Genomic DNA, 26,067 nt, shown 5'->3' on the forward strand with positions numbered 1-26,067 from the left:
GCGCCGGGCCGACTCTCGTCCTCGTCCCGGGCCTCGCCGCCAGCCGACACTTCTCAGCCGGCCACGGCGGTGGCTACGGTGTGACGCCGATTCCCTGGCCGGTGAACCCGATCCAGTTGAGGTTGCCGAAACCGCTGGTCGGGCCGCCGGTGACGGTGGTGAACACGAGGTAGAGCCGGTGCGTGCCGCCCGGGTCGGTGATCGGCACGGTGGTGCTGGTGAAGGCGTTGTTGCCGCTGGTCGCGTTGACCGTGGCGGTGGCGACCACCGGCCCGGTGGGCGAGTCGAGCCGGAACTGGACGCCGAAGCGCGGCTGCCCGGCGGTGGCGGCGCTGCCACCGGACGTGCGCAGCGTCACCGACTGGATGTTCGTCAGGTTCACGGTGTTGTTGACCGCGATCCAGTCGCCCGGGTCGAGGCTGCCGCGCTGCTGCCCGCCGCCGGTGTCGGCGCTGGTGCCCACGGTGGTCCCGGACTGGTCCCGGGCGAACTCCACCTGCTGCAGCTTGTCCTGGATGATCTGCTGGTCCACCGTGGTCAGTGCCGGCTGCCCGTTCGCCCCCCGGTCGGTGTAGGAGGCGCTGACCACGCCGTAGATGTAGCCGCCGTGGGAGGCGTCGTCGGCCTCCGTGGGCAGCACGCCGGAGCAGCCGAACTGGTTGGCCTCGCCGTGGCCGTGCTCGTCGTGGCCGAGCACGAAGGTCACCTCGACCTTGGCGCAGTCGACCGGCCCGTCCTCGGGGTCGGTGACCGTCACCGACCACGGGATCCCGTCACCCCACTGGAAGAAGCCGCCCTCGAGCGGGGTGTTGACGGTGACGGTCGGCGCGGTGTTGCCCACCGTGATCGTGGTGTTCGCCGACGCGCTCTTGCCGCTGGAGTCGGTCACCGTGAGCCGCGCGGTGTAGACCCCGTTGACCGTGTACGTGTGCGTCGGGTTCGGGTCGACCGAGTCGGTCGTGCCGTTGCCGTCGAAGTCCCAGGCGAACGAGATGGAGTCCGCCGGGTCCGGGTCCTTCGACCCCTCGCTGGAGAAGGCGACGGTCAGCGGGGCGTGACCGTTGGTCGGGGTCGCGTTCAGCACGGCGTTCGGCGCCCGCAGGCCCTTGACGTAGCTGAACTTCAGCATCGCCGCGTCCGGGTTGACGTTGAAGAACCCGTCGCCGTACGTCAGCAGGTAGAAGTTGCCGTCGGGGCCCCACTTCATGTCCATCGGGTTGTCGCAGAGGAACGGCTTGGCCGGCGTGGTGGGGGCCTGCCCGCAGTTCAGCACATTGTTGATCTTCAGGATGTCGCCCTGGGCGTCGAGCCGGACCTCCTTGAGGGTGTCCCGGGTGAACTCGCCGAAGAAGATCGCGCCGTCGAAGTACGCGGGGAACTTCGTCTCCGACCTCAGCTCCGGGTCGAAGTCGTATTTCGCCGCGCCGTGCGGGCCCACGCCGCCGGTGCCGAGTTCGGGGAAGAGCACGGGACAGGTCTGCGTCGGGGTGGACAGGTACGACTCCGGGCACGGCGTCGGGGCCTGGAACGAGTACCAGAGCTCGGACTTCTCCACCGCGGGCAGGTCGGTCAGCCCGGTGTTGTGCCGCGAGGTGTTCCGCGGCGCCGCGCAGTCGAACGGCGCGACCGGGGAGATCGGGCTGGTGGTCCAGTTCATCTCGATGTACGGCAGGTTCGGCTGCACGCACATCGGCCAGCCGTAGTTCGCCGGCTTGCCGACCACCATCATCCGGCCGGTGCCCGCCGGTCCCCGGCCCACCGCCGCGGTCGAGGAGTCGGGGGAGTAGTCGGTGACGTAGGCGACGTCGTTGCGGTCGAGCGTGATCCGGAACGGGTTCCGGAAGCCCATCGCGTAGATCTCCGGGCGGGTCTTGTCACCCGGGTCCGCCGCCTCGGGGAACATGTTCCCCTCCGGCACGGTGTAGCTGCCGTCCGCCTGCACAGAGATGCGCAGGATCTTGCCGCGCAGGTCGTTGGTGTTCGCCGAGCTGCGTCGGGCGTCCACGAAGGGCGCCTGGTAGACGCCGGTGGCGCTCACCGAGTCGTTGTGCGGGGAGAAGCCGCCGGAGCCACCGCCGCCGGCCGGGGTGTCGTCGCCGGTGACCAGCCAGAGGTTGTTCTTCGAGTCGAAGGCGATGTCGCCGGCCACGTGGCAGCAGGCGCCCCGATCGACCGGAACCTGGAGGATCTTCTGCTCCGAGGCCAGGTCCAGGGAGGGCGTCTCGCCGTCGACGAACTTGTACCGGGAGAGCTGGAAGTACCCCTTCCACCGGTCCCAGGCCGCCGGGTCGGTGCTGGTGGTCGGCGCCCCGCCGGCGGGGGTGTCCAGCGGCGGCGCGTAGAAGAGGTAGACCCAGCGGTTGGTGGCGAACTCCCGGTCGATCGCCGGGCCGTACATGCCGTCCTCGCTGTGGGTGTAGACCGGGATCTGGGCCAGCACGGTGGTCTCGTTGCTCTCCGGGTCGTGCAGGCGTACGCCGCCGCGGCGGTCGGTCTGGATCACCCGGCCGTCGGGGAGCACGTCGAAGCCGATCGGCTCGTTGACGTTGGGCTGCGCCCCGATCACCGTCATCTGGTAGTTGGCCAGGACGGTGGCGCCGCAGTCGCCGTCGGTCACGCCGGCCGCCCACTGGATGGCGCCGCCGAGGTGGGCCCGCAGGTCGGTGCTGCCGAAGCTCTCCGGCGTCGCGCCGAGCCCGGTGTAGAAGGACCGGCCGCCCTGGTGGTCCTTGCACCAGGTGACCGGGTGGTCGAAGCCCATCGACCCGCCGGCGTACGTCTTCTCGTCCACCGTGGCCAGGACGTGCGAGACGCCCCGGACGTTGGCCGCGAAGTTGTACCACCGGTCGGTGTGCGCCCAGCGCTCCGGCAGGGTCGCGGAGGCCGGGTGCACCCGGTCGGCCACGGTGACCGTGGCCGGGGCCGCCGCCGTGGCGGCGCCCACCGCCCGGGTGCCGAGCACGTCGTCCAGGAAGGACCAGCCCGGCTCGGCCTCGATCGCGGAGTGGACGCCGACGAAGCCGCCGCCGTCGCGGTAGTACCGCTCGAACGCGGCCTGCTGGTCGTCGCCGAGGACGTCGCCGGAGGTGTTCAGGAACACCACGGCGCGGAACTGCTTGAGGTGCGCCTCGTCGAACTTGCGGGCGTCGTCGGTCACCTCGACGGTGAAGCGCCGGTCGTTGCCGAGCTGGCGGATCGCGTCGACGCCGGCGGCGGTGGCGGGGTGGCTGCCGTCCGCCGACCGGGTGAAGACGAGGACCTTGTACTGGATGCCGTTGCTGGTCGGTGCCGGGGCGGCGAGTGCCGGTGCCGGCTGCTGCTGAGCGGTCGCGACGAGCGTCGCGACGACGAGGGTGAGAAGGCTGAGATAGGTGGCGGCCCTTCGGCCGATCGGTCTGCGCATCGAACCTCGCTCTGGTCGGGCGGGTCCGCCTCAGCGCCGGGACGTCGCTGAGGAGGTCGCGGGGGGAGTACCAAGAGCCTGGCCAGGTTCTACGCAGGACGATATTTGCGCCTCGGACCAAAGTGAAGAGGTTGGAGGCGGAAGTTTTCGATGGATGCGCCGAACTTTCGCTTCAAACGGCGAAAGTGGCCGCAGGGGTGGGGCCGGGCGGCCGTGACGTGCCCGTACGCACACGAGCGGGCCGGTCGCCAGCTGGCGACCGGCCCGCGCGAAGGTGCGATCAGAGGGTGCTGTTGTTGGTGCCCGAGCCGGACGGCTTGCTGCGGGGGGTGGTGGTGGCCGGCGTCGACCCGGAGGTCGAGCCGGTGCCCGACGAGCCGGAGCCCGCCTTCGCCCCCACCGTGGCCGGCGTTCCGGCGAACGCGTCGTCGGCGGCGGTCAGCTCCTGCTTGTTGCCGTTGCTGCTCAGCTTCTCGCCCAGCTTCGACTGGCCGAGCTTGTCCTTGCCCTCGCTGTAGAGGCGGGTCGCCTGGGCCTGCGCGACGCCGGCCGCCTCCTGGACGGTCGGGTGGTCGAGCACCTTGCGGCCCCGGATCACCAGCTCCTCGTACTTCTCCCGACCGGCACGGGCGCCCAGGACGAATCCCGCAGCCAGCCCGCCAAGAAACATGATCTTTCCGCGCATGGCGGCTCCTTCCGTACCTGACGCGCCGTCGTCCGGCGGCTTACCCCGCCGGAGGCGACCAAATCGCGCCTGTCTCCTCTGTCCGCAGCTAACTACCCATCCTGCTCTCCGCTCATGCCTCCTTGTGCCGTGATGACGATTTGTCTGGTTTATTGTCGTGTCCGTGGGGCACGGGTCGCAGAGGTAACCCCCTGGACCAACACCCCCCGGAGTCCTGTACTCTTGTCCCCGTCGCACGGCGCGGGGAGATCCGCACCGGACGACGCAGCGGTCCCCCGTAGCTCAATTGGCAGAGCAGCCGGCTGTTAACCGGCAGGTTTTTGGTTCGAGTCCAAACGGGGGAGCTTCCACACCTGACGCCCGTCGGCCCCGCCGGCGGGCGTTCGTCGTTCCGTGCCTCCGCCGACCGCCGACCGCCGACGGCTCGGTGTTTTCGCCCCTCGCCGGCCGCCCGGTTTCCGCCACCGCGGGCGCTCCCGCCCGGCAGGATGGTCGGTGTCGACTTGGACTCACTCTGCGTCGATCGGTGCGTCGAAACTTGGGGTGGGTGCGGATGCCCGGAAGAGGAGGCCACGGCAGGATCACACTCGTCGCCGTGGCGGTCGTGCTCGCGTGGCTGGCCGTCGGGGCCGTCGCCGGGCCGTTCTCCGGCCGGCTCGGCGAGGTCGCCACGAACGACAACGCCTCGTTCCTGCCCGCCGACGCGGAGGCGACCCGGGCGCAGGAGCTGGCCGGACGGTTCGTCGCGCGGCAGACCACCCCCGCCCTGGTGGTCTACGAACGCGCTGGCGGCATCACCGACGCCGACACGCAGCGGGCGGCTGCCGACGCCACCCGGTTCGCCCAGGTGCCCGGGGTGGTCGGCCCGCTGCCGCCGCCGATCCCCAGCGAGGACGGGCAGGCCCTCCAGGTGGTGGTGCCGATCGACGACGCCGACGGCGAACGGATCGGCACGGTCGTCGAGGAACTGCGCGCCATCGCCGGCGGGGACCGCGACGGGCTGACCGTGGACGTGGCAGGGCCCGCCGGCCTGCTCGCCGACCTCATCGAGGTCTTCTCCGCCATCGACGGCACCCTGCTGGTCGTCACCCTCTGCGTGGTGCTGGTCATCCTGCTCGTCGTCTACCGCAGCCCGGTCCTGTGGATCTTCCCGCTGCTCGCCGCCGGGATGTCCTTCGCGCTGGCCGCGGTCTTCGTCTACCTGCTCGCCGACGCCGACGTGATCAAGCTCAACGGGCAGGCGCAGGGCATCCTCACCGTGCTCGTCTTCGGCGCCGGCACCGACTACGCGCTGCTGCTCGTCGCCCGCTACCGCGAGGAACTGCACCGGCACGAGCGCCCCTGGGATGCGATGCGGACCGCCTGGAAGGGCGCCGCCCCGGCGATCGTCGCCTCCGCCGGCACGGTGATCGTGAGCCTGCTCTGCCTGCTGCTGTCCAGCCTGAACTCCAACCGGGCACTCGGCCCGGTCGCCGCCATCGGCATCGCCGCCACCCTGCTGGTCATGCTCACCTTCCTGCCCGCCCTGCTGGTGCTCGGCGGGCGGTGGGCGTTCTGGCCGCGCCGGCCCCGGCCCGACCAGGCCGACCCGCGCACCGAGCACGGCATCTGGAGCCGGATCGCCGGCTTCGTGGCGCGGCGGGCCCGGCCCGTCTGGGTGCTCACCACCCTCGCGCTGGCCGTGCTCGCGCTGGGGCTGACCCAGCTCGGCGCGACCACGCTCGGGCAGTCCGACCTGTTCACCGAACGCACCGACTCGGTCGCCGGCCAGGAGGTGATCGCCCGGCACTACCCGGCCGGCACCGGCAGCCCCGCCACCATCTTCACCAACCAGCAGGCCGCCGAGCAGGTCGCCGACGCGGCCCGCGGCGTGCCCGGGGTGGCCGCCGTCCGGCCCGTCACCGCCGACCGGACCGGCCCGCCCGACCCGAACGCGCCGCCCACCGTCGTCGACGGCCGGGTGCAACTGGAGGCGACGCTCGCCGACCCGCCGGACAGCGACGGCGCCGAGCGGGCCGTCCGGGAGCTGCGGGCGGCGGTGCACGCGGTGCCCGGCTCGGACTCCGTGGTCGGCGGCTTCACCGCGATCAACGTGGACACGTCGGACGCCTCGACACGGGACCGGAACGTGATCATCCCGGTCGTGCTGGCGGTGATCGCGATCATCCTGGCGCTGCTGCTGCGGGCGCTCCTCGCGCCGATCCTGCTGATCGCGACCGTGCTGCTCAGCTTCGCCGCCACCCTCGGCCTCTGCGCGCTGATCTTCCGCCACGTCCTCGACTACCCCGGCGTGGACACCTCGTTCCCGCTCTTCGCCTTCGTCTTCCTGGTCGCCCTCGGCATCGACTACAACATCTTCCTGATGAGCCGGGTCCGCGAGGAGTCCGCCAGGCGGGGCACCCGGGCCGGCGTCCTCACCGGCCTCGCCGTCACCGGCGGCGTGATCACCTCCGCCGGGGTCGTGCTCGCCGCGACGTTCTCCGCGCTCGCCGTGCTGCCGCTGGTGGTGCTGGTCGAGCTGGGCGTGGCGGTCGCGGTCGGGGTGCTGCTCGACACCATCGTCGTCCGCTCGCTGCTGGTGCCCGCGCTCGCGTACGACATCGGGCCGACCATCTGGTGGCCGGGCCGGCTGTCCCGGACGAACGGTGAGCGGGAGGCGCGCGATGCTCGCTGAGACCGACGTCGTCGTTGTCGGCGGCGGCCTGGCCGGCCTGGCCGCGGCCCGGCGGCTGCACCGCGCCGGCGTGCCGTGGCGGCTGCTGGAGGCCGGCAACCGGCTCGGCGGCCGGGTGGCCACCGACGCGGTCGACGGCTACCTGCTCGACCGGGGCTTCCAGGTGCTCAACACCGCCTACCCGCGGCTCGGCACCCTGCTCGACGTCGACCGCCTGCGCCTCGGCCACTTCACCTCCGGCGTGCTGGTGCGCAAGGGCGACCGGCTCACCCGCCTGGTCAACCCGCTGCGCGCGCCCACCGGCGCGCCCGGCACCGCCCTGGCCGGCATCGGGTCGCTGCGCGACCGGCTGCGCCTCGCCGCGCTCGCCGCCGGCTGCGCGACCCTGCCGAAGGGCCGGCTGCTCGCCGCGCCCGAGACCACCGCCGAGACCGCGCTGCGCCGCGCCGGCCTCTCCGACACGATCATCGAGGAGTTGCTGCGGCCGTTCCTCTCCGGCGTCTTCGTCGAACGGGAGCTGGAGACCTCCAGCCACGTGCTGTCGATGGTGCTGCGATCCTTCGCCCGGGGCCGGATCGGCCTGCCCGCCGAGGGCATGGCCGCGCTGCCCCGCGCCGTCGCCGACCCGCTGCCCGCCGACCTGATCGACCTGGACACCCCGGTCTCGGCGGTGGCGCCCGGCCGGGTCCGCACCCAGGCCGGCGACATCCGCTGCCGCGCCGTCGTGGTCGCCGTCGATCCGCCGGCGGTGGCCACGCTGCTGCCGACCCTGCCGGCGGTACGCACGCACAGCTACACGACGTACTACCACAGCGCGCAGGAGGCGCCGCTGGACGAGCCGATCCTGCTCGTCGACGGCGACCGGCGGGAGGTCGTCGCGAACACGGTGGTGGTCAGCCGGGCCGCGCCGACGTACGCGCCGGTCGGGCGGCACCTGATCGCCACCTCCGTGGTCGGCCCGTCGGCCCCGCCCGAGCCGACCGTGCGGGCCGAGCTGACCCGGCTCTACGGGCGGTCCACGGCGGACTGGACTCATTTGACCACCGTGTCCGTCCCGGACGCGCTGCCCGCCGCACCGCCGCCGCAGGGGCGGCTGCGCAAGCCGGTGGCGCTGGGGGAGGGCCTGTTCGTGGCCGGCGACCACCGGGACAGCCCCTCCGTCCAGGGCGCGCTGGCCAGTGGCTGGCGCGCCGCCGGGGCCGTCCTGGCGGAGCTGCGCGCGGGCTCCTGACGCCCCGATCGGTGGGTACGGGGCGCGGCGGGTCGGCTGCTCGCTGTTATCCTCGCGTTGCCCATCGTGCCGCCACCGCGGGGCGGTGAAGCCAGGGTTTCGTGCTGGCCGGTGATCGACCGGGCGGGATAGGATCCGGCGCGGTGCCGGGGCGGTAGCTCAGCCGGTTAGAGCAGTCGACTCATAATCGATCGGTCACGGGTTCGAGTCCCGTCCGCCCCACCAACAGCGCCTGAGCTGGGAAAAGGTGAAATCGGATGTGGCGGTGCCCGAACCGCCTCGACCAGATGCCTCGCGACCTGGGAGAGGAAGCGCTCAGGTCTTACAGCCATTGCCGCACGTGACGGCCGAGCGCTAAAGGATTCGGCGATTGGTTGGCTTGGATGCCTACCGGCCTGCCCGGGCGGGATCCCTTCATAGGCATTGATCACCATGGGCTGCGGTCGGCCGAGTCACGTCCGCCGAGCGCGCCCGGTTTCCCGTCAGCGGGCTGTGCATGCCGACGAGCACCCCGAGGGCCTCGGTGCCGATGTCGTGTTCCAGGTACCAGGCCACGGTCCGCTCGTGTTCGGACCACACGCCCCTGCGCTGCACCTAAAAGCGGCGGAGTTTCGTCAGCGTGTTGGTGTGGACTTGAATCCTGGCACGGACATCGAGCAGTTCATATCGCACGCCTCCGAAGGCAAGGGTGACCTTTTTCGGCCGTTGGCTGACCGCCTTCTTTGGTGGGGAGTCAAGGTCTAGTACGACGAGTTCTCCCTCAAGCCGTGCGATGTTGCTGGTGGGGTCGTCTGAGAGACAGGCGCGGCCACCGCTGATCATCGCCGTGTGAAGACTAACGATGAACTCTCATCCAAACAGCGAGTGGCGTACGTCCTGCACGATCTCTTCGCCGTTCCGTTCGATCAGGTCGCTGCGGCGCTCGCCACGAGCCCGGGCTCGGCGAAGAAACTGGCCAGCCGAGCGCGCGCCAAGCCTCGCAACACTCAAACCCGTCGAACCTGGCCACCACGCAGAAGCGATCGAGATCATCGAGGCATTCCTCGCAGCCGCGCGAGGCGGGGCGCATTGGCTGCGGTCCGCGCTCGACGGGCGCACCTCACCGAGGGCGTTCTACCGGCAGCGCCACCGCGGCCCCGCCCGGGGTCGCTGACCTGGGCAGCACCGACTTCCTGATCACCAGGTGGGTCCCGGCAACGAGCTTGCCCTCGCGATTGGCGCGGTCCGGCTGCAGTGCCATCCGGGCGGCCGTGTACCCAACATCCCCGAAGGGCACGTGCACGGTCGTCAACGGCACCCGGAGGTCCGCCGACAACAGCATGTCGTCGAAGCCGATGACCGACATCTGTTCAGGCACAGCGATCCCGGCGTCCTCGAGCGCGGCGAGTGCACCCAGGGCGATCAGATCACACTCGCCGAAGACAGCGGTGAACGCCGGTCCATCCTGCAGCGCAGCCCGCACCGCCTCGACACCGGTCCGACGATCCCGCGACCCGATCCGGACCAGCGCCGGGTTGACCTCGACACCAAACTCGGCGCAGGCCTGCTCGAATCCCCGCGCCCGGGCGTCGCTTGTCGAGAAGCCGAGCGGTCCCCGTACGAAGAGCACGTCCCGGTGCCCGTGGCTCAACAGGTACGACATTGCTGCGGCGGCACCACCGACGTTGTCATAGTTGACGACGAGTCCGGGGCTCCCGGCGTCGACCGCCGGCCGGCCACAGAACACCAGCGGCTTGTCCGCCACGGCGTACTCCCGCACCAGCGCCGCCAGGTCCTGGACGTAGCCGGCCGAGCTCCAACGACCACCCGCGACCACCACGGCCGACACCGTCGGGTCCTCGAGCAGAGACCGGAGTTGGGTCAGCTCCCGCACCGGGTCGTCGCCGGTCGTAGCGACAACGCAGCCCGTCGTGCCGGCACCGTTCACCGCCTCGACCGCCTCGACGATCTGGTCGACGAAGAGTCCGGAGAGGCTCCCGACGATCACCGCGAGTCGACGCTCGCGACGCCGGGCCCGCACGTCGTCGACGGCGTAGCCCAACTGCTTGGCCGCGCGGCTGACCGCGACCGCCGTCGCCGCGGACACCTGGCCACGGCCGGTCATCGCGCGTGACGCCGTGGCGATCGACACCCCGGCGCGGTCGGCGACCTCCCGCAGGGTCGGTTTGCCGGCCAGTCGGGCCCTTCCCACGACTCCATCACCCCTCACACCACTTGCTGTAAACGTTACAGTAAGTCTCCCCCGCCGGCCGGACCATTGCCGTGCAAAACGTGCCCAGGCCGCCGTTGACAACGTTCCGCAAACAATGGAAGCCTTCCGCAAGAAAGTCGTTGCGGAGTTCGCGTGCGATGGAGCTGCGACGCAGGGACGCCCAGGAGGGCCGTCGACATGGTCAGTGCCGAGCGCCTCACCACAGCAGACCAGCAGGTATTCACGCGCAGGCTGAGAGCCGCGAGGACCATCGCGACGAGGGGCCGACGCGCGGGCGCACGCCTGGTCGCCCTCGCCACGATGGCGGCGCTCGCGCTCGTCCCGATCAGCGGGGCCGCGGCCGCGGCCGGACCCAACCTCGACTTCGAGAGCGGCACCCTCGCACCGTGGACCGTTGCCGGTGGCACCTGGTCGGTCGCCCAACCGGGCCACCAGGGCCAGTGGGCGGCGCTGATGGTCGACGACTCGCTGATCGCGTCGGCGTCGCTGCGGAGCGCCGCGCTGCCGGCCACCGCGGGCTCGTACGAAGTGGGCGGTTGGCTGTCGGTGGCAGAGGGAACGCCGTCGCTGTTCGTGTACTTCTACGATGCCGCGGGCCGCCAGCTCGGCACCGAAAGCGAACGCCTCCGCGGCCTCACCGCCGGCTGGACGTGGCGGTCCTTCCGTGCCACCGCCCCCGCCGGTACGGCGTCGGCGCGCGTGATGCTCTACTCGTCCTCGGCCGACGTCACGACCGCGCGGTGGGACAGCATCTCCCTGGAGCGCGCCAACTGGACCGAGACCCCGCTGGGCAGCCCGCTGAAGGCGATCAACCTGATCGGGGCCACGATCGGCACCGGAGCCGACGGCCGCTCGGAGACGTGGACCGTCAGCAACGGCAACCCCGCCGTGCTTCAGGTGATCGACACGCTGACCGGTGATCTCGAGAGCACCCTGCCCCTGCCTGGCGCAGGGGGCTCGTGGTCGCTGGTGCAGCACAGCTCGGGGGACGTCTATGTGGCGACCTGGCCGGGCGGGCTGCTGTACCGCTACCGCCCCGGCACCGGCACGGTCGAGAACCTCGGCCGCGGGGCCGGCGCGGGCACCTACCTGTGGGACATCGAGGAGAGCAGCGACGGACGGCTATGGTTCGGTTCGTCACCGGCAGGAGCCCTGACCAGCTACGACCCGGCGTCCGGCCAGTACGAGGACCACGGCCCGATGGCGCCAGGCCAGGGCTATGCCCGGTCCGTGGCCGTCGCCGGCACCAAGGTGTACGTCGGCATGGGCTCGACCCAACCGCAGCTCGTCGAGTACGACGCGGCGACCCGGACGAAGCGCTCGATCCCGGTGCCGGCCGAAGTCGCGAACCGCGAATTCGCCTACAGCCTGGACTTCCGGGGCGGCCTGCTCTACACCCGCATCCAGGGCGTGGCCGGCAGCGACCTCTACAGCTACGACGTCCGGACCGCGCGCTGGCAGAAAGTGCACGGCGTGGGGGTGACGGCGATCAGTCCCAAGCGCGGCACCAAGATCTACTTCCCCGCCGAGGGTCGGCTGCACAGCTACAACCCGCTGGTCGGTAAGGCCAAGGACCTCGGCGTCGGCGCCTCGACCGCCGTTCGCACCCTCGGCTGGGTCGACCTCGAGCGGCCCGACATGCCGGGCGAATCGGTGGTGTGGCTGGACGGCCGCGGCGGCTACCTCGCGTGGAACCCGGAGTCCGACAAGTCGGTCGAGTGGCAGTCGCGCGCGATGCCCGTGCCGGTGCAACTGCACGCCATCGAGACCGGCCCCGGCAACCAGTTGTACGTCAGCGGGTTCATCCACCCGGGCCTGGCGCAGTGCGACCCGCGCACCCTGGCCTGCACCCAGCTGCCGGAGGGTGGCGTGGGACAGATCGAGGGGATGTTCACCGACGGCCCCGACCTCTACCTCGGTTCGTACGGGCACGCCCAGCTGTTCCGGTACGACACCACGGCGCCGTGGACCGCGGCCACCAACCCCCGCCTGCTCGCCAACCTGTCGGAGCAGCACTTCCAGGATCGCCCGTTCGGCTGGGCGAAGAGCGGTGGGCTGATCTGGACCACGACGGTCCCGGTGTACGGTCACCTCGGCGGGGTTGTCGCCTCGATCGACCCGCGCACCGACGCGGTCACCGTGTACGACACCGTGCTCGGTCGGCGCAGCGGCACCTCGATGACGGCGACCGGTGAGGACCTCGTCATCGGCACCTCGATCTGGGGCGGCGGTGGCGCGACCCCGGTCGAGACCGAAGCCTCGGTGATCCGGTGGAGCCCGGACGGTGCCCGCAAGGTCTGGGAGACGACGTTCCCCGGGCAGCAGGCGATCACCGCGGTGAAGGCGGGGCCGGACGGCCACGTCTGGGCGCTGTCGATCGACACGCTCTACCGACTCGACCCGACCAGTGGCGCGATCCTTGAGTCCTACCGGCTGGGGACCTGGCAGTGGGCCAACAGCGCCGCGTGGGTGCACGGACACCTCGAGTTCGGTGCCGACGGCCGGCTCTACATCCTCACGCTGCGTCACCTCTGGTCCCTCGACACCGGGTCACGGACGGTCCGTGACCTGGCCAGCGGAGTGACCTCGTTCGACTTCGCCGTGGCCGAGGGGTCGCTGTTCTTCTTCCGCGGCGACCAGATGTACCGCCTCAGTAACGCCTGACGACGACGCCTCCACCATCAGCATCCAGTTCGTCGAACGGAAGGACCGAGCATGGTGGACCGCGAGGCCGTCGTACCGATGGAGACTCCCAGGCTCAGCCGACGAACGGCCCTGCTGGGGGCGCTGCTCACGGCGTCGGCGGCCCGGTGGTTCGCGTCGCCGGCCCACGCCGCCGGCACGTCGGGTGGTGGTCAACGGTGACTTCGAGGCACCGTTGTCCGGCACCGACATCCCCGGCTGGCAGGTGCAGTACGGATTCCCGAGTCGGCGCAGGTCGTCGACGCCTGGGTGCACGGCGGCCAACAGGCGCTGCGGATGGTCGGCGGCAGCGCCGTGGCGGGACGTGCCAGAGCGGTACGGGCCGTGGAAGACGCTGTACAAGCGGTTCGCCCGCTGGCAGGAGGACGGGACCTGGGCGCGGATCGAGGCGATGCTGCAGGCCGGCGCGGACGCTGCCGGGGGCCTGGACTGGCACGGCAACGCCGATTCCACGATCGTGCGTGCCCGCCAGCACGCCGCCGGCGCGTGTAAGGGGGGCTGAACAGTGGTGACGCAGCGCGACGGGAAGGGCTCGGCAAGTCGCGCGGCGGGTGGACCACGAAGATCCACACGATCGGTGACGGTCGGGGCTGGAACCTGACCAGCCACCTGACCCCCGGCCAGGACTCCGACACCCGCCAACTGGTGCTTGCGCTACGCGGTTCGCGCGCTCCTGCGGCATGGCATCCGGCCAGAGGTATGACCCGCTCTCCCTGACCTGGCCGCGCTCGACCCCATGCCACAGCCGTGCCATTGCCGTGAGCGATCGACGCTGTGCCCCGCGTAACGCCGCCGGCAGGGACATCGCCCTATACCAATGGAGCGGCGATCTTGCCGCCTGCCCCGGCACCGGCCTCCGATCACAGGCCGCCGGCCCGCCGGGCATCACGGGGTATCAACCGAAGGGAGACCGCTCATGCGGTTCCGCACAGTGGCCCGCTCGGCCCTGGCGTCGACACTGGTCGCGGCGGCCGGGCTCGTTGCCGCCGTCGCACCTGCCCAGGCCGCGGACACCAGCACCGCTCTGCAGGGGGTGAAGTTCGTCAAGGACATCGCCGCCGGGAACGGCCGGCTCTTCATCTCCGCCAGCGACCGGATCGTCGTCGCCGACGACAGTGGCACCCAGGTCGGCGCCATCACCGGGCTCGTCGAGCCGAACGGCCTGGCCGTCACGCCGGACGGCAGCCGCCTCTACGCGGCGCTCAACGGCTCGAACGAGATCGCCGAGATCGACACCACGGCCCTCGCCGTCACCCGGCGATTCGACCTGGCCGCGTTTCCCTACCCGACGTACCTGTCGCTGGCCGGCGACCGTCTCTGGGTCGGGCACGGTCCGACCAACAGCTGGAGCGGCGGTGTCGTGGGCCTCGATCTGTCCGCGACGACGCCCGAGCCGGTCCGCATCGCCAGCGGGCTGTACGGTCCGCCGATGGTCGCCGCCGCCGGGTCCACCGTAGTGGCCGGCGAGAACGGGATCAGCCCGGCCGACCTGTACGTGTACGACGTGAGCACCACCCCAGCCACCCTCCGCGGGGTGATCGACGGCCACACCTACAGCCTCGGCCGCCTGCGGGACATCACCATCACGTCGGACGGCTCAAAGGCGATCACCGCGTTCGACTCGCCGTACCGGTACGACATCTGGGACACCGCCAGCGTCACCCGCGCCGGCGCGTACGGCGAGGAACCGACCTTCGTCGGCTTCCCGCACGCGGTCGCCCTCAGCCCGGACGGCGCCCACGTCGTCGGCGCACGCGCCTCCCGGGACCGCATCGAGCTCGCCGGCCCCCGCATCGCGGTTTACGACGCGGCGACGACCACGAAGCGACACACCGCCGACAACCCGGCCGGTCAGGTGGTGGAGGGCGCGCTCACCTTCTCCGGCACCGACGCGTTCACCGTGCTGCTGGAGATGTCCACCGGGCGCTACACGCTGTGGCGGCTGCGGGGTGCCACCCTGGCGCCCTCCTCGGTGAGCGCGACCGCCCCGGCCACCAGGACCGCACTCGTACCGCTCACCGTGGCCGGCCGGCTCACCCTGTCCGACGGGTCGGCGCCCGGCGCGCAGCCGCTTGTGGTGACACGCCGGCACCCGGACGGAACCAGTGCGACGCTCGCCCCGCTGACCACCGCCACGGACGGCACCTTCAGCATCACCGACACGCCGCCGGTCGGCGGGACCTTCCACTACGAGGTGCTCTGGGACGGCAACTCGGCCTTCCGCTGGAGCCAGGCGACGGCCACCGTCGAGGTGGCCCGGCAGCCGTCCACGCTGAGCCTCACCGGGCCGAGCACGGCCAGCACCGGCCGGCAGCTCCGGTTCAGCGGCGTGCTGGAGACCGCCGGGCGGCCACTCACCCCGGGCACCACGCTGCGGGTGTGGCGCATCGTCAACGGCGAGGACATCACCACGGTCTACCTCCCCGCGGTGACCCCGGCCGAGGACGGGAGCTTCCGTTTCACCGACACGCCAGGCGCGGCCGGCGAGTACACGTACACCGTGCAGTGGGACGGTGACCAGACGTTCCTGTACGCGCGGGCCAGCCACGTCGTCGTGGTCCGGTAACCCGCACCGTGGCTTCGATGGGGCCGGTCTCCGTCCGGGGGCCGGCCCCGTCCCATGTTCAGAGGTACGCGGGGCTTCGCTGGGCCAGCGGCTACGCGGCGGATGACGTCGCCTCAGGCCGTCAGACCGTGCATCCCGGCGAGTCACGCCACCGGTGTGTGGCACCGAAACGCCGAACGGCGGCGGTCCCGCGATGTGGCCCACGTGATCTCACATCAGTGGTAGCGGATCACCAGCTCGAGTTCGTCGCGAACCTCGGACGCCCGGGGATCTTCGGCTTGCTCCAGCAGCCACTCCTGCCGGCCCGCACGCCACGTGGCCTCGAAGTCGTCCCATGGCCCGTCGGATGTCTCGGAGTGGATCGACGCGGTGGATGTCGGGCCAAGCCCTGACCCGGCGGAGACGAAGAGCGACGGTGCGTTCGCCCTCAGTCGGTACATCGTCGGGATCGGCTTCATGCTCGTCGGCCTACTCGTAATCGGCGGCGGCGTCGTCTACCTGATCGCACCGTCAGCCGAGTGACGGTCGGTCCTCGCCCCGCGTAAGCCGGGTTCGTGCTGGTCTTCGCCTAGGATGGGGGCATGAGCGCTGAGGCCGTCGGCATGCACATGCCCGCCGTCGTGACGCTCGACGACGTCGCCGCGATGAACGCTGCCGATCCGAACGGCCACCGCTACGAGACGAGCCCCGAGGGGGTCCTGTCGGTCATGCCGCCTCCCGACTCGGATCACGCGATGATTGCCAGCCGCCTCTTCGCCTGGCTCATCATGGCCGGCTGGCCCGCCGAGCAGGTGCTCCAAGCCGTCGGCATTCGCGTTCCCGGGCCGGACCGGGACGGCGGCCGGATCCCGGACCTGACCGTGTGGCGGAAACCGCCGCCGCGAGGCGTCTGGTCGCCGACGACCGACGTCGCGCTGGTGGTCGAGATCGTCTCTCCCGGGTCGGAGGCCATGGATTCGGTGACGAAGGCGCGGGAGTACGCCTCGGCCGGGATCCCGCAGTACTGGGTGGTGGACCGCGACAGCGGCCAGACCGTCACCCTGCACCACCTGGGCGGGCAGGGCGCATACGAGGAGCGGGCCAGGATGCCGCTTGCCTGGCTGCTCCAGACCGCGCCGGCTGACCATCTCGACTGATCGGCGGCGTGGCAGCGCGGGGGACCTATTTGAGCTGTACCGGGTGCTGGACGCGGGCGTGGCCGCACCGTCGGGGGACGCAGCCTTGCCACCATGGCCATCCGTGCGGTCAGCGGCGTCACCTGAGTCGGCGGTTCCACCGCAGGCGTCACCTAGGATGCGCACCGCCACCGGTTCCGCGGTCAGGAGGTGGACGGCCGTACGAGCACGACAGCAGCTCTGACCGACGTCAGCCGATCAGGCCGGACAGGGTCGCCGCCAACTCGTTGAGTCGGTCCCTCGAACGCCCGCGCTGGTGGTGGATCCACTGCTCCCCTCGGCGGCGATCCCCTCTAGCACGGTGAGGGTGTGCGTGAGGCCCGAGGCGTCGAGGGTTACCTGCGACAGCGCCTGTACGTCCTCACCTGGTTGGATTCCCTCGTCCATCGACTCGGCGACCCGGACCCTGATCGGGGCACCGTTGACCAGCATCAGCTCGAACGTCTGGTGCCGGGCGGCGACCCCGTCGATGCGTACGGCGGCCACGGCGTCGAAGCGGTAGTTGAGGCGTTGCGTACCCCGCCAGGTGCCCGCCTCGAAGTCGAGGTCGATGTCCACCTGCCGCACCCCGTCGTCGGTCAACAGGAACAGCAGCAGCCGGTACCTCGAATAGCGCCACGGCCCCCGGGGGAACCGGGCCCGCTTGTACGACGTGGCGGGCGCCTCGATGAAGGCGTGCGCGATGACCTGGCTGGGCCTGAGCCGATAGTGCCGCATGGCCTCGTCGACGAGGATCTTGCGGTCGCATTCAAGCCAGAAGGCCATCTCCGCGTCGGAGGGCTTGCGGGACAAAGTCTTCTGCCAGCGCTCGTACGCGTCCTGTCGCGCCGCTCGCTGTTGCTCGTGCTCCATCTCATCGACCCGTACCCGCCGCCGTTCGGCCGCGACGCGGAACCAGGCCCGCGTGCCGATCACGCCGGCGACCACGGCGAGCAGCACGGACGCCGTACCACCGGCCGGGGCGACCGGCACGGCCGCCGGCACGAGCCGGAGGCTCCCGACCACGATGGCGACCAGCGCCACCACGCACAGGGCCTTGGTCGTGACCGGGGGTACGCAGCTCGGCCCGGTTCGCGGTCAGCTCTGACAGAAAGGCTGGATGGGTGTCGGCTTTCAGACTCGTCCAGGACAGCGGCCCGGCGCGGGTCAGCGCCGGGGTGTGGTGGTGGCTTCAGCCCTCGCCGACCGCCTCGTAGCCGAAGCCCTCAACGGGTGCGAGCGTGAGCAGCCGGTCGAGGACCGGTTCGGTGTTGGTGCCCCACATCTTCGACAGCACCCAGGTCCTGCCGTCGTCATGCAGGGGTGCGTCGAGGAACCACCGCCCCAACCGCTTCTGCGAACCGGGATAGGTGGCGGCGAAGGCGGCGGCGAGCTGTTCACCGGCCAGCGTCCCGTCCACGGAGAGGAATCGGGATCGCGGGATCACTGTGGCCAGCTCGGCGGCCGGCACGCCGGCCTCGTGGAGCGCCGTGACCATGGCGAGCACGGCGCGTCGTTTGCGCAGGGGCTCGGTACGCAGGTGCGGGGTGATGATCTCGTAGGGGGTCCAGTCCCTGGTGTCCGTACCGGCTGCCCGCACCTGGGTCTGCCGGCGTCGTAGCTGGACGGTCAGCTGGCTGGCCTCCGGCAGCGGGATGACCTGTTGGACGTCGAGCAGGAGACGATCATCGATCTTGTACGGGGTCAGCCGCACGCACCGTACGTCGAGGCCGTAGACGTCGTTGAGCCACAGCACGGTGGTGGTGATCTCCCGGTCGAAGCCGGCTGCGACGAGCACGACGCGTACCTCGCGGCTGAGCACGGCCTCCTCGCCGCCGACGTCCTCGAGGAAGTCGGCGAGCCGGGTCCGCGCCTCGTCGACTGCGTCCGGTTCGACCTTCGCCAGATGAAGTTCGTAGTGCTCCACCAGGTCGTCGAAGGTCATGACGGAGACCATCGCGGCGTACCGCAGCGCCTGGAGTTCGAGGTGACCGCCGTCGGTGGTCCGCTTGAGCTCGATCACGACGAGCCGGCCGTCCCGGTCGACACCGAGCAGGTCGATCCGGCGGCGGGCGTCGGCGAACGCGCCGAACTCCTCCGCGACCACGAGGACGTCCTCGACGATCATGTCGATCCGTGCCCGCAGCAGACGCTGCAGATCCGCACGTTCGAGGATCTGTTCGGCAGCGAAGGTGGTCGACGGAACGGGCACCATCGCGTCGGAGGTCATCTCGAACAGGGGCATCTCGACATCCTCGCAGTCTTCCCGTCCGGCAAGGGGCGAGGCGGTCGAGCAGCGCGGCGCAGTCGGTCGTCAGCTCCAGGTACTTCCGGGCACGACGGCTCGATCCGGCGCACCGCCCGGGCGTGGGCGGAATGGGGAGCGGCGACGCGCTGGGCGGCCCCGGCCCGCACGCGTACGACTGACGTCGATCTGGCTGTCTGCTTCGGGACTGAGTCGTCTGCGTGGCCGGCGCCCTCGGTCAACCTGATCCTTGACGCCGGGTGTCCGCCCGTCGTGGAGATCGGAGGAGCGATGAGGACCCACCCCCGATGGCGGTCGACCGGCGCGATGCTGGTCGCGGCCCTGGCCGCCGCGCTGGTCGCCGCCCTGCTGCCCGCCTCGCCCGCGTTCGCGCTGCCGTCCGGCAGCGGTTGGTCGGCCTCGTGGAGCTACTACCACCCCAGCGCCTACCAGTACGCCGGCACCCTGCCGGGCGTGCGGCTGACCGGGTACGCCACCGACAACTCGGGCACCAGCACGACGGTCGGCACCATCGAGGACACCGCCGCCGACTCCCGCTGCGCCCGGGTGATGCTCTACGCCAACGGCGTCGGCTACATCGCCGACCGGACCACCTGCGGCAACGGCAGCTATCTCACCTATTCCACCGGCAGCTACAGCCAGGGGCTCCTGGTGATCGTCTACCGGATGATCCCGGGCACGACCACCCATGACAAGGGTTTCGCCATGTTCGTCCCCGGCTCGTCCGCCGACCCGGAGCTGCGGACCGTGGGCACCGGCGCGAGCTGGTCGTACTACACCTCGACGGCGTTCCAGTACACGGTGACCCGTCCCGGCGTGCGGCTGACCGGCTACGGCGCCCACCAGTACACGGACCAGCGCTCCTCATTGAACACGGTGGAGAAGACCGCCGGCACGGTCGGCTGCGCCACGGCCAAGGTCACCGGCGGCGTGACCACCAGCGGCGGCACCTGCGTCAATGGTGGCAGCACGTCCTTCCACCGGTCCGACCTGACCAACAACCTGGAGGTGTCCGCCTGCTACCAGCCGATTCCCGGCACCCAGCGCTGCGTGGCGATCACCATCCCCGAGCCCTGGTGACCCGGCCGACCCGACGCCCCCGGCCGGCCGGGGGCGTCGGGCCCGTCTAGCGGCGGCTCTTGGGCAGGTCGAACTGGTCGGCGGCCTTGCAGTCGCGCGTGCCGCCGACGGCGCCCGGCCCGACCCGGTCGAGCGCCTGGCGCGCCCGGACCCGGCCCAGGTTCCAGGCGTACCAGGGGTCCGGCTCGTCGAGGTCGTCCGCGATCCAGCTCAGGGTGCAGCGGCGCACCGGGTCCGGCAGGCCGGACAGGGCGGGTGTCGCGTCGGCCGAGAGCGCCCGCAGGTACCAGGCGTCGATCTTCCCCGTCTGCTCGTAGCGGGCGATGTTGCGGCGCGCCGCGTAGTCCTCGGGGTTGAGCACGGCCAGGCTCAGCAGCATCGCCACGGCGAGCGCCACGGTCAGCCGGGGGATCCAGGCTCCCCGCCACCGGATCCCGGCCGCCAGGATCATCAGGAAGACGGTGCCGAGCAGCAGCTCGAACGCCATCACGAAGAGACGTTCCCCGGTGAAGCTGTAGACCTTCTGGTACGTGTACATCCGGGACAGCGCCGACACCACGATGACGAAGCCGAACGCGCTGAGCAGGCCGAGCAGGATCCGGAGCAGGTGGCGCTCGACCGGGCGCTCCCGCCGCGCCCACCGGGCCACCCCGGCGAGCACCGCCAGCGTCAGCATCGTGACGACGACGAGCTGCCAGAACCCGCTGCGCGCGTACTCGGCGTAGCTGAGGCCGGCGGTACGCAGCACGTGCCGCTCCCCGCCGAACAGGACGGTGAACTGCACCGCCACGAAACCGCCGAACAGCAGCGTCAGCGCGGTGATGACCGGTGCCCACTCCACGACGCCGAGGCGGGGCGTGCCGGGCCGGTCCACCGTCGACAGGTCGGGAGGCGCGGCCAGCGTGTAGACGGCGGCGACCGCGCTCAGCCCGCCGATGCCGGCGAGGAAGAGCCATTCGAACCTCGCGCCGGCGTCGACCTCGGGGATGAGCCCGTCGAGCACCACGGAGAAGGCGCCGTCGGCCGACGAGAGGAGCGCGCCGAAGACGACCAGCGCGGCCACCGTGGCCGCGGCGGACCCGACGACGCGACGGGCCAGGCCCGGGCTCGCCGGGGCCTGGAGGTGGCCGCCCACCCACGGCAGCCCCCGCAGCGCCGCGAACGGCGCCGCCACCAGGCTGAACAGGATCGAGCGTACGAGCCGGCCGCCCACGATCGCGAGGGTCGCGCAGCCGAGCGCGCCGAGGACGCAGAACGTCACCAGCCACCAGGCGTTGCGGAAGGCCAGGACCGAGAGCAGCGCCAGCGCGGCGCCCGCCCAGCCGGCGCGGACCCAGCGCTCGGCGCGGGGCAGGTCGGCGCCGGTGCGGCGGACCGCGACGACCACCGCGACGGTCAGGATGAGCCAGCCCAGGAACCAGCCGATGCCGGTGCGGGTGAGCGGCACGAAGCACGCCAGCCCCAGCGCCCCGGCGAGGACGGCGGCCGGCACGGACCGGTCCCGCGCCGCCTTCGGGCCCGGCCACCGCGTCTTGAGGAACGACGGCCGGACCGGCGGCGGCTGGTAGCCCCAGTAGGGCGGCCACACGGCCGGCGCATTGGTCCCGTACGGCGCCTTCTGCGGGGCGGCGGTCGGTGGCGGGGCGGCGACCGGCGTCGGTGTGGCGGCGGGTGCCGGCGCGGCGGCCGGTTGGGGCGGCGTGCTCGCCGCAGGCGCCGGGGTGGTGGCGGCGGCCGGCGCGCCGGCAGGGGAGGGTGACGGGTTTCCGGCGGAGGACGCCGTCGCCGCACGCGCGGCCTCCGGCGCCGGCTCGACGGCCGACGGCGAGCCCTTCGCGTCGGCGGCGGCCGTCGGGGCCGGTCGGGTGTCCGGGGCCGCCTGCCTCGGCACGACGGCTGGCCGCACCTCGCCGTCTGCCTGCTGCGGCACGACGGCCGGCCGGACCTCCCCGTCCGCCTGCTGCGGCACGGCGGCCGGGCGGGCGTCCGGCTCCGCCGACGTCGGGGCGGTGGCGGTGGCGGTGGCGGTCGGGCCGGTGTCCGTGCCCGCCGGCGTCGGTGGGGCGGCGGCCGGGCCGGTGCCCGCCGGCGTCGGGGCGGCGGCCGGCAGCAGCGGGACGAACACGGCGTACCCGCGCGTGCCCGCCGGGATGCTGACCGGGATCGCCCAGGCGGGCGTGCCCTCCGCCCCGGGCCACACCATGGTGGGCGGCGCACCGTCGACGGGCGGCATGACGAGCAGGTACGGCGTCGCGTGCCCGGGGTTCTCACCGTCGGTGCTCGCGGGCCCCCCGGCGGTCTCCGGGGACTCCGGCACCGGTGGCGGCTGGGTCACGGGACCCTCCTCGATCGAATGGTCCGCACACTGTACGACCGATCCCGATCGCCTCGCCGCCCGGTGAACGCTCCGCGATCCAGCCCGCACACGGAGGTGATGCCCGGGTCGCCGGGTCGGCCGTCCAGGGTGGTCAGGCCGGAATCGCGGATCGCGCCCGGTGGCCATTCGGAGAATGCGCAACCAACCGGGGTGTGCGGTCCGCCGCCACGAAAGGCGCGGACCCGCGTTAACCTCCCGGCGCGGCCACCGCGTTCACCTGGCGGGAGGTACGCATGTCCGACAGCCCGCACCCGCCGCCACCGGAGGGCTTCGCCGAGTTCGTGGCGGCCCGGTCCGGCGCCCTGCTGCGCTCGGCGTGGCTGCTGACCGGTGACGCCGGCCGGGCGGAGGACCTGCTCCAGACCGTGCTCGCGGGCGCCTGGCGGCGCTGGCCCGGCATCGTCCACGGCGGGCATCCCGAGGCGTACCTGCGACGGGCGCTCTTCACCACGTACGCCTCCTGGTGGCGGCGGCGGTGGCGGGGCGAGGTGCCGGCCGCCGCGACGCCGGAGACGTGCGGGACCGGCGACGTGGCCGGCGAGTCGGCCGACCGGGACGCGGTGCGCCGCGCGCTGGCCCGGCTCAGCCGCCAGCAGCGGGCGATCGTGGTGCTGCGGTACGTCGAGGACCTGTCCGTGGAGCGGACCGCGCAGGTGCTGGGCTGTTCGGTCAACACGGTCAAGGTGCAGTCCTCGCGCGCCCTGCGCAGCCTGCGCGCCGACCCGGATCTGCGGTTGTTCACCGATCGGGAGGTCGTGTCATGAGTTCTGACGACTCCGACGTCCGGCGGCTGCTCGCCGACGCCGTACCGCCGCTGGCGGCCCCGCCGGACCGGTTGGCGGCGGTCGGCACCCGGGTCCGCCGGCGCCGGCGGCGGCTGGCCGCCGGCTCGGCGGCGGCCCTGGTCCTGACGGTGGGGCTGACGGTCGGAGCGCCGCAACTCCTCGCCGGCGCCCGGGGCGGTTCCCGGCCGGCGCCGGTCGCCACCGGGGGGCCGGTCGGCGCGGCGGTCTGCCCCGACGACACCGGCCGGCGGCCCGGGCTGGAGTCGGTGCGCTACGGCGACGACGTGCCACTGGTGCCGGCGGGCGCGGTGGAGGTCACCGCCTGCCAGGTGCCGGTCGGTGGCGGGCCGCGGGCGGCGGACCGCGTCGGCCCCCGGGTGCTCACCACCGGGGTCGACGAGATCGTCGGGCTGCTCAACGCGATGCCACCGAGGCAGACCGGGCCGGACGGGCGGCCCCGTGTGGCCGACCCGACCGACCCGGGGCTGCGGTGCACCCTGGTGGGACGGTCTGCGGAGACCGCCTACGTGCTGCGCTACCCCGACCGGGCGCCGGTGACCGTGTGGACCGACGACAACTGCGCGGTCGCGGTCACCGACAGCCACGGGCGAGGGCTGGACCACCGGCTGTTCGGCGCGTTCCTGGACCGGTACCGGGCGCAGCTCGCCGCGGCCACCGACCCGGCCACCGTCGCCACCCCCGCGTGCCGGACGAGCATGCCGGTCGACCGGGTCCGGCTGACCCCCTCGAACCCCGGGCCACCCGACCGGATCGCGGTCAACCAGGCCGGGCACGACAGCGTCCTGATGACCCCGCTGGTCGCGTTGGCCGCCTGCCGGTACGAGGTGGACGGCGGGACCGCCCGGCTGGTGCGCGGGGAGACCCGGCGCGACGGGGCGGACGCGCTCCGGCCGGTGCTCAACGCGGCCTTCGCCCGGTCGGTGCCGGCCAGCGACTGCGGCGACTGGCCGGGCTACCCGCCGCCGACCGCGTTCGACACCGTGACCGTGGCGGACGCGACCGGTGCCACCGCCGAGTTCTGGGTCCGGCACACGCCCTGCCGCAGCGCCGTCCGCGCGTACCACCGGGGCAGCGAGCCCACGCCGGAGCTGCTCGCCGCCCTCACCCGGTTGCTCGGGCCGTCACCCCGCTGACCGTGCCGGCAGGGCCGCCGGGTTGACGGTGCCGGCAGGGTCGGGCTGACCGCGCCGGTGCAGCCGTCTGCACCTTGGCGTCGACCGGGCCGACCCGTGTAGAGCCGGCGGCGACGCGTGGGGGACCCGACGCCGCCGGGCTGACCTGCCGACGGCGGCGCCGGGTGGGGACCCGACGCCGCCGGGCCGGTCAGACGTACGGCCGGGTGGCGTACGCGGCCCGCAGCGCGGCCAGCCCCGCCGGCTTCGGCGCCAGCGTGCCCCAGCCGGAGTTGAAGTAGTTGGTGCACACGATCCGGGGTCCCCGCTCGGCGTTGAGCTGGGCGATCGCGGCCGGCACGGTGGCGATCCAGGCCGCCTGGTCCGGGATTTCCGCCACCCGTACGCCCCACTCGGCGATGATCACCGGCCGGGAGAGCGCGACCGGGCCGAGGTCGGCCACCGCCCAGTCCTTCGCCCGGCGGAACCGGGCCAGCGCCGTGTCCTTGGGGCTGGTGGCGTAGACGTTCCACTGGAGGAAGTCGAGTTTCGCCATCAGCGCCTCGGGGTGGGTGCGTTGGAAGCAGCCCCGGTCGAAGCCGCCCACCCCCACCGAGAAGGTGGTGCCGGCGGGAAGTTGCCGCGCCTTGAACCAGTTCACGATGTACGTCATCGCCTGCACCGCCCGGGTGTCCGACTGGGCCCAGGTGTAGCTGACACCCGCCTCGGTGGTGCCGAACTCGTGGTCGGTGTCCAGTTCGGAGGCGAGCTGGATGTTCACCCCGAACCCCATGGTCCGGTACTGGGACAGGGCACGGGCGAGCAGCCCGTCGCAGTGCCCGGCGAGGACCTGGCTGTAGCCGTACGCCCGGGGCCAGGTCGTGCCGGGCCGCTGCTGGATGGTCATCGCGGGCGCCGGGACGGTGTAGGCGACGCCGTCCACGGTGAAGGACTGCGGCCCGAAGTTGGGCGCGCCGTAGTGCTTCAGCTCCAGCACCATGTTCATCCGCACCCCGGCCTTGCCCAGCGTGACCAGCCACGGTCGCTGGTAGCCGGGGAAGGTGTAGCCGTCGGCGAGGCTGCGGTACTGGGTCAGCGAGCGGAAGTTCCCGCCGGCCATGTCGGCCGTCGGGTCGGCGCCGCCGGAGAGGTAGTAGCCGCCCAGCACCGGCGGAGCGATCGTGTAGTCGGCGGTGGCGGTGGCGGTGCGCCCGCCGTTGTCGCGCACCGTGACGGTGACCCGGGGCATCACGCCACCGCCCGGTAGACGGCCACCGAGCCGTTGTCCGACAGCCGGGTCCAGGTGCGGCCGGAGTCGTCGGTGACGGTGACGGTGAGCGGGTCGACGACGGCGGTGACCTTGACCGGGGCGCTGCTGTTGCCCTGCGCGTCGGTGACCACGATCGTGACGGTCACCGGCTTCGTGTCGGCGTCGCCGTAGGTGACCGTCAGGGTCATCTGGTCGCCCGGCGAGTAGGTGGAGGCGTTCAGGGATGCGGTCGCGGTGGGAGCGGCCATGGCCGGCTCCTCTCGTGCTCGGTCGCCGGACCGGCTCCGGCGCGTGGTCACGGCCGGTCCGGCTGCGGAGGGATCGGGGTCGGGCGACGGCCGGCCGCCGGGCACGCGACGGCGCGGCCGGAGACCGGTCGGGGGTACGACTCGCCGACCGCGCTCGGCTCGCCGTCGGGCCGCGCGGCCCGACGGCCCCCGGGGGGGTGACGGCGGGGTCGGGGGGGGGGGCCCCGCCCAGGCGCCCGGGGAGAGGAAGAGCAAACCGCTGAAAACCAGAGACCAAACT

At 72.3% G+C, this 26,067-nt stretch carries 20 protein-coding genes and 2 tRNA genes; 13 read left to right on the forward strand and 9 right to left on the reverse strand.

Annotated elements, in window-relative coordinates; all coding sequences use genetic code 11:
* Nucleotides 1-73: 73 nt before the first annotated feature.
* Entirely contained in the window at nucleotides 74-3,403 is a 3,330-nt protein-coding gene (locus ABT006_RS33500) for a ThuA domain-containing protein (protein WP_350712489.1), read from the reverse strand.
* A 280-nt stretch (nucleotides 3,404-3,683) separates the two neighbouring features.
* Complete coding sequence (locus ABT006_RS33505) at nucleotides 3,684-4,088, reverse strand: hypothetical protein (RefSeq protein ID WP_350712490.1); 405 nt, start codon at nucleotides 4,086-4,088, stop codon at nucleotides 3,684-3,686.
* A gap of 271 nt (nucleotides 4,089-4,359) precedes the next feature.
* Here ABT006_RS33505 and ABT006_RS33510 point away from each other — a divergent pair.
* The 5 genes from ABT006_RS33510 (at nucleotide 4,360) to ABT006_RS33530 (ending at nucleotide 9,169) form a co-directional block, all read left to right on the forward strand.
* Nucleotides 4,360-4,432: transfer RNA gene (locus ABT006_RS33510), tRNA-Asn, on the forward strand.
* A 209-nt stretch (nucleotides 4,433-4,641) separates the two neighbouring features.
* Nucleotides 4,642-6,762: an MMPL family transporter gene (locus tag ABT006_RS33515; protein WP_350712491.1), complete on the forward strand. Its 2,121-nt coding sequence runs from the start codon at nucleotides 4,642-4,644 to the stop codon at nucleotides 6,760-6,762.
* Nucleotides 6,752-7,993, forward strand: coding sequence for an FAD-dependent oxidoreductase (locus ABT006_RS33520; protein ID WP_350712492.1), 1,242 nt, complete (start codon nucleotides 6,752-6,754; stop codon nucleotides 7,991-7,993). Before ABT006_RS33515 ends, ABT006_RS33520 begins: the two co-directional genes overlap by 11 nt.
* 148 nt (nucleotides 7,994-8,141) lie before the next feature.
* A tRNA-Ile gene (locus tag ABT006_RS33525) sits at nucleotides 8,142-8,218 on the forward strand.
* Nucleotides 8,219-8,821: 603 nt separating this feature from the next.
* A complete protein-coding gene (locus ABT006_RS33530) occupies nucleotides 8,822-9,169 on the forward strand; it encodes a sigma factor-like helix-turn-helix DNA-binding protein (protein ID WP_350712493.1) in 348 nt (115 codons plus the stop codon).
* On the opposite strand, the gene ABT006_RS33535 is transcribed toward ABT006_RS33530, so the two are convergent.
* Nucleotides 9,093-10,184 carry a LacI family DNA-binding transcriptional regulator gene (locus ABT006_RS33535; RefSeq protein ID WP_350712494.1) on the reverse strand — a complete coding sequence of 364 codons (1,092 nt, stop codon included), beginning with the start codon at nucleotides 10,182-10,184 and terminating at the stop codon, nucleotides 9,093-9,095. The genes ABT006_RS33530 and ABT006_RS33535 overlap by 77 nt on opposite strands.
* Before the next feature lie 321 nt (nucleotides 10,185-10,505).
* On the opposite strand from ABT006_RS33535, the gene ABT006_RS33540 reads away from it, so the two are divergent.
* The 4 genes from ABT006_RS33540 to ABT006_RS33555 all read left to right on the forward strand — a co-directional run bounded on the left by ABT006_RS33540 (nucleotide 10,506) and on the right by ABT006_RS33555 (nucleotide 15,474).
* Entirely contained in the window at nucleotides 10,506-12,869 is a 2,364-nt protein-coding gene (locus ABT006_RS33540; protein ID WP_350712495.1) for a hypothetical protein, read from the forward strand.
* 51 nt (nucleotides 12,870-12,920) lie between these two features.
* Nucleotides 12,921-13,070: a hypothetical protein gene (locus ABT006_RS33545; protein ID WP_350712496.1), complete on the forward strand. Its 150-nt coding sequence runs from the start codon at nucleotides 12,921-12,923 to the stop codon at nucleotides 13,068-13,070.
* Between the two features lie 43 nt (nucleotides 13,071-13,113).
* On the forward strand, nucleotides 13,114-13,410 hold the full coding sequence (locus ABT006_RS33550) for a transposase (RefSeq protein ID WP_502891057.1): 297 nt from the start codon (nucleotides 13,114-13,116) through the stop codon (nucleotides 13,408-13,410).
* Nucleotides 13,411-13,824: 414 nt separating this feature from the next.
* On the forward strand, nucleotides 13,825-15,474 hold the full coding sequence (locus ABT006_RS33555; protein WP_350712497.1) for a hypothetical protein: 1,650 nt from the start codon (nucleotides 13,825-13,827) through the stop codon (nucleotides 15,472-15,474).
* 215 nt (nucleotides 15,475-15,689) lie between these two features.
* Here the strand turns inward: ABT006_RS33555 and ABT006_RS33560 are convergent, their stop codons facing one another.
* Entirely contained in the window at nucleotides 15,690-15,932 is a 243-nt protein-coding gene (locus ABT006_RS33560) for a hypothetical protein (protein ID WP_350712498.1), read from the reverse strand.
* A gap of 123 nt (nucleotides 15,933-16,055) precedes the next feature.
* On the opposite strand from ABT006_RS33560, the gene ABT006_RS33565 reads away from it, so the two are divergent.
* Complete coding sequence (locus ABT006_RS33565; RefSeq protein ID WP_350712499.1) at nucleotides 16,056-16,610, forward strand: Uma2 family endonuclease; 555 nt, start codon at nucleotides 16,056-16,058, stop codon at nucleotides 16,608-16,610.
* 237 nt (nucleotides 16,611-16,847) lie between these two features.
* On the opposite strand, the gene ABT006_RS33570 is transcribed toward ABT006_RS33565, so the two are convergent.
* Both ABT006_RS33570 and ABT006_RS33575 read right to left on the reverse strand, forming a co-directional pair.
* On the reverse strand, nucleotides 16,848-17,675 hold the full coding sequence (locus ABT006_RS33570; RefSeq protein WP_350712500.1) for a hypothetical protein: 828 nt from the start codon (nucleotides 17,673-17,675) through the stop codon (nucleotides 16,848-16,850).
* A gap of 145 nt (nucleotides 17,676-17,820) precedes the next feature.
* Nucleotides 17,821-18,873, reverse strand: a complete 1,053-nt coding sequence (locus ABT006_RS33575; protein WP_350712501.1) for a hypothetical protein — start codon at nucleotides 18,871-18,873, stop codon at nucleotides 17,821-17,823.
* A gap of 291 nt (nucleotides 18,874-19,164) precedes the next feature.
* On the opposite strand from ABT006_RS33575, the gene ABT006_RS33580 reads away from it, so the two are divergent.
* Nucleotides 19,165-19,974, forward strand: a complete 810-nt coding sequence (locus tag ABT006_RS33580; RefSeq protein WP_350712502.1) for a hypothetical protein — start codon at nucleotides 19,165-19,167, stop codon at nucleotides 19,972-19,974.
* Between the two features lie 46 nt (nucleotides 19,975-20,020).
* On the opposite strand, the gene ABT006_RS33585 is transcribed toward ABT006_RS33580, so the two are convergent.
* Nucleotides 20,021-22,309 carry a DUF4153 domain-containing protein gene (locus ABT006_RS33585; RefSeq protein WP_350712503.1) on the reverse strand — a complete coding sequence of 763 codons (2,289 nt, stop codon included), beginning with the start codon at nucleotides 22,307-22,309 and terminating at the stop codon, nucleotides 20,021-20,023.
* A gap of 275 nt (nucleotides 22,310-22,584) precedes the next feature.
* On the opposite strand from ABT006_RS33585, the gene ABT006_RS33590 reads away from it, so the two are divergent.
* On the forward strand, nucleotides 22,585-23,115 hold the full coding sequence (locus ABT006_RS33590; RefSeq protein WP_350712504.1) for a SigE family RNA polymerase sigma factor: 531 nt from the start codon (nucleotides 22,585-22,587) through the stop codon (nucleotides 23,113-23,115).
* The gene (locus ABT006_RS33595; protein ID WP_350712505.1) at nucleotides 23,112-24,290 is read left to right on the forward strand and encodes a hypothetical protein; all 1,179 of its coding nucleotides are present in this window, start codon (nucleotides 23,112-23,114) and stop codon (nucleotides 24,288-24,290) included. Before ABT006_RS33590 ends, ABT006_RS33595 begins: the two co-directional genes overlap by 4 nt.
* Nucleotides 24,291-24,480: 190 nt before the next feature.
* Here ABT006_RS33595 and ABT006_RS33600 read toward each other — a convergent pair whose 3' ends face one another.
* Both ABT006_RS33600 and ABT006_RS33605 read right to left on the reverse strand, forming a co-directional pair.
* On the reverse strand, nucleotides 24,481-25,518 hold the full coding sequence (locus ABT006_RS33600) for a hypothetical protein (protein WP_350712506.1): 1,038 nt from the start codon (nucleotides 25,516-25,518) through the stop codon (nucleotides 24,481-24,483).
* Nucleotides 25,518-25,787, reverse strand: a complete 270-nt coding sequence (locus ABT006_RS33605; RefSeq protein WP_350712507.1) for a hypothetical protein — start codon at nucleotides 25,785-25,787, stop codon at nucleotides 25,518-25,520. The genes ABT006_RS33600 and ABT006_RS33605 overlap by 1 nt, the downstream gene beginning before the upstream one ends.
* Nucleotides 25,788-26,067 lie beyond the last annotated feature (280 nt).

The organism is Micromonospora sp. NPDC002717 (genome assembly GCF_040295705.1).
Taxonomy (GTDB): domain Bacteria; phylum Actinomycetota; class Actinomycetes; order Mycobacteriales; family Micromonosporaceae; genus Micromonospora.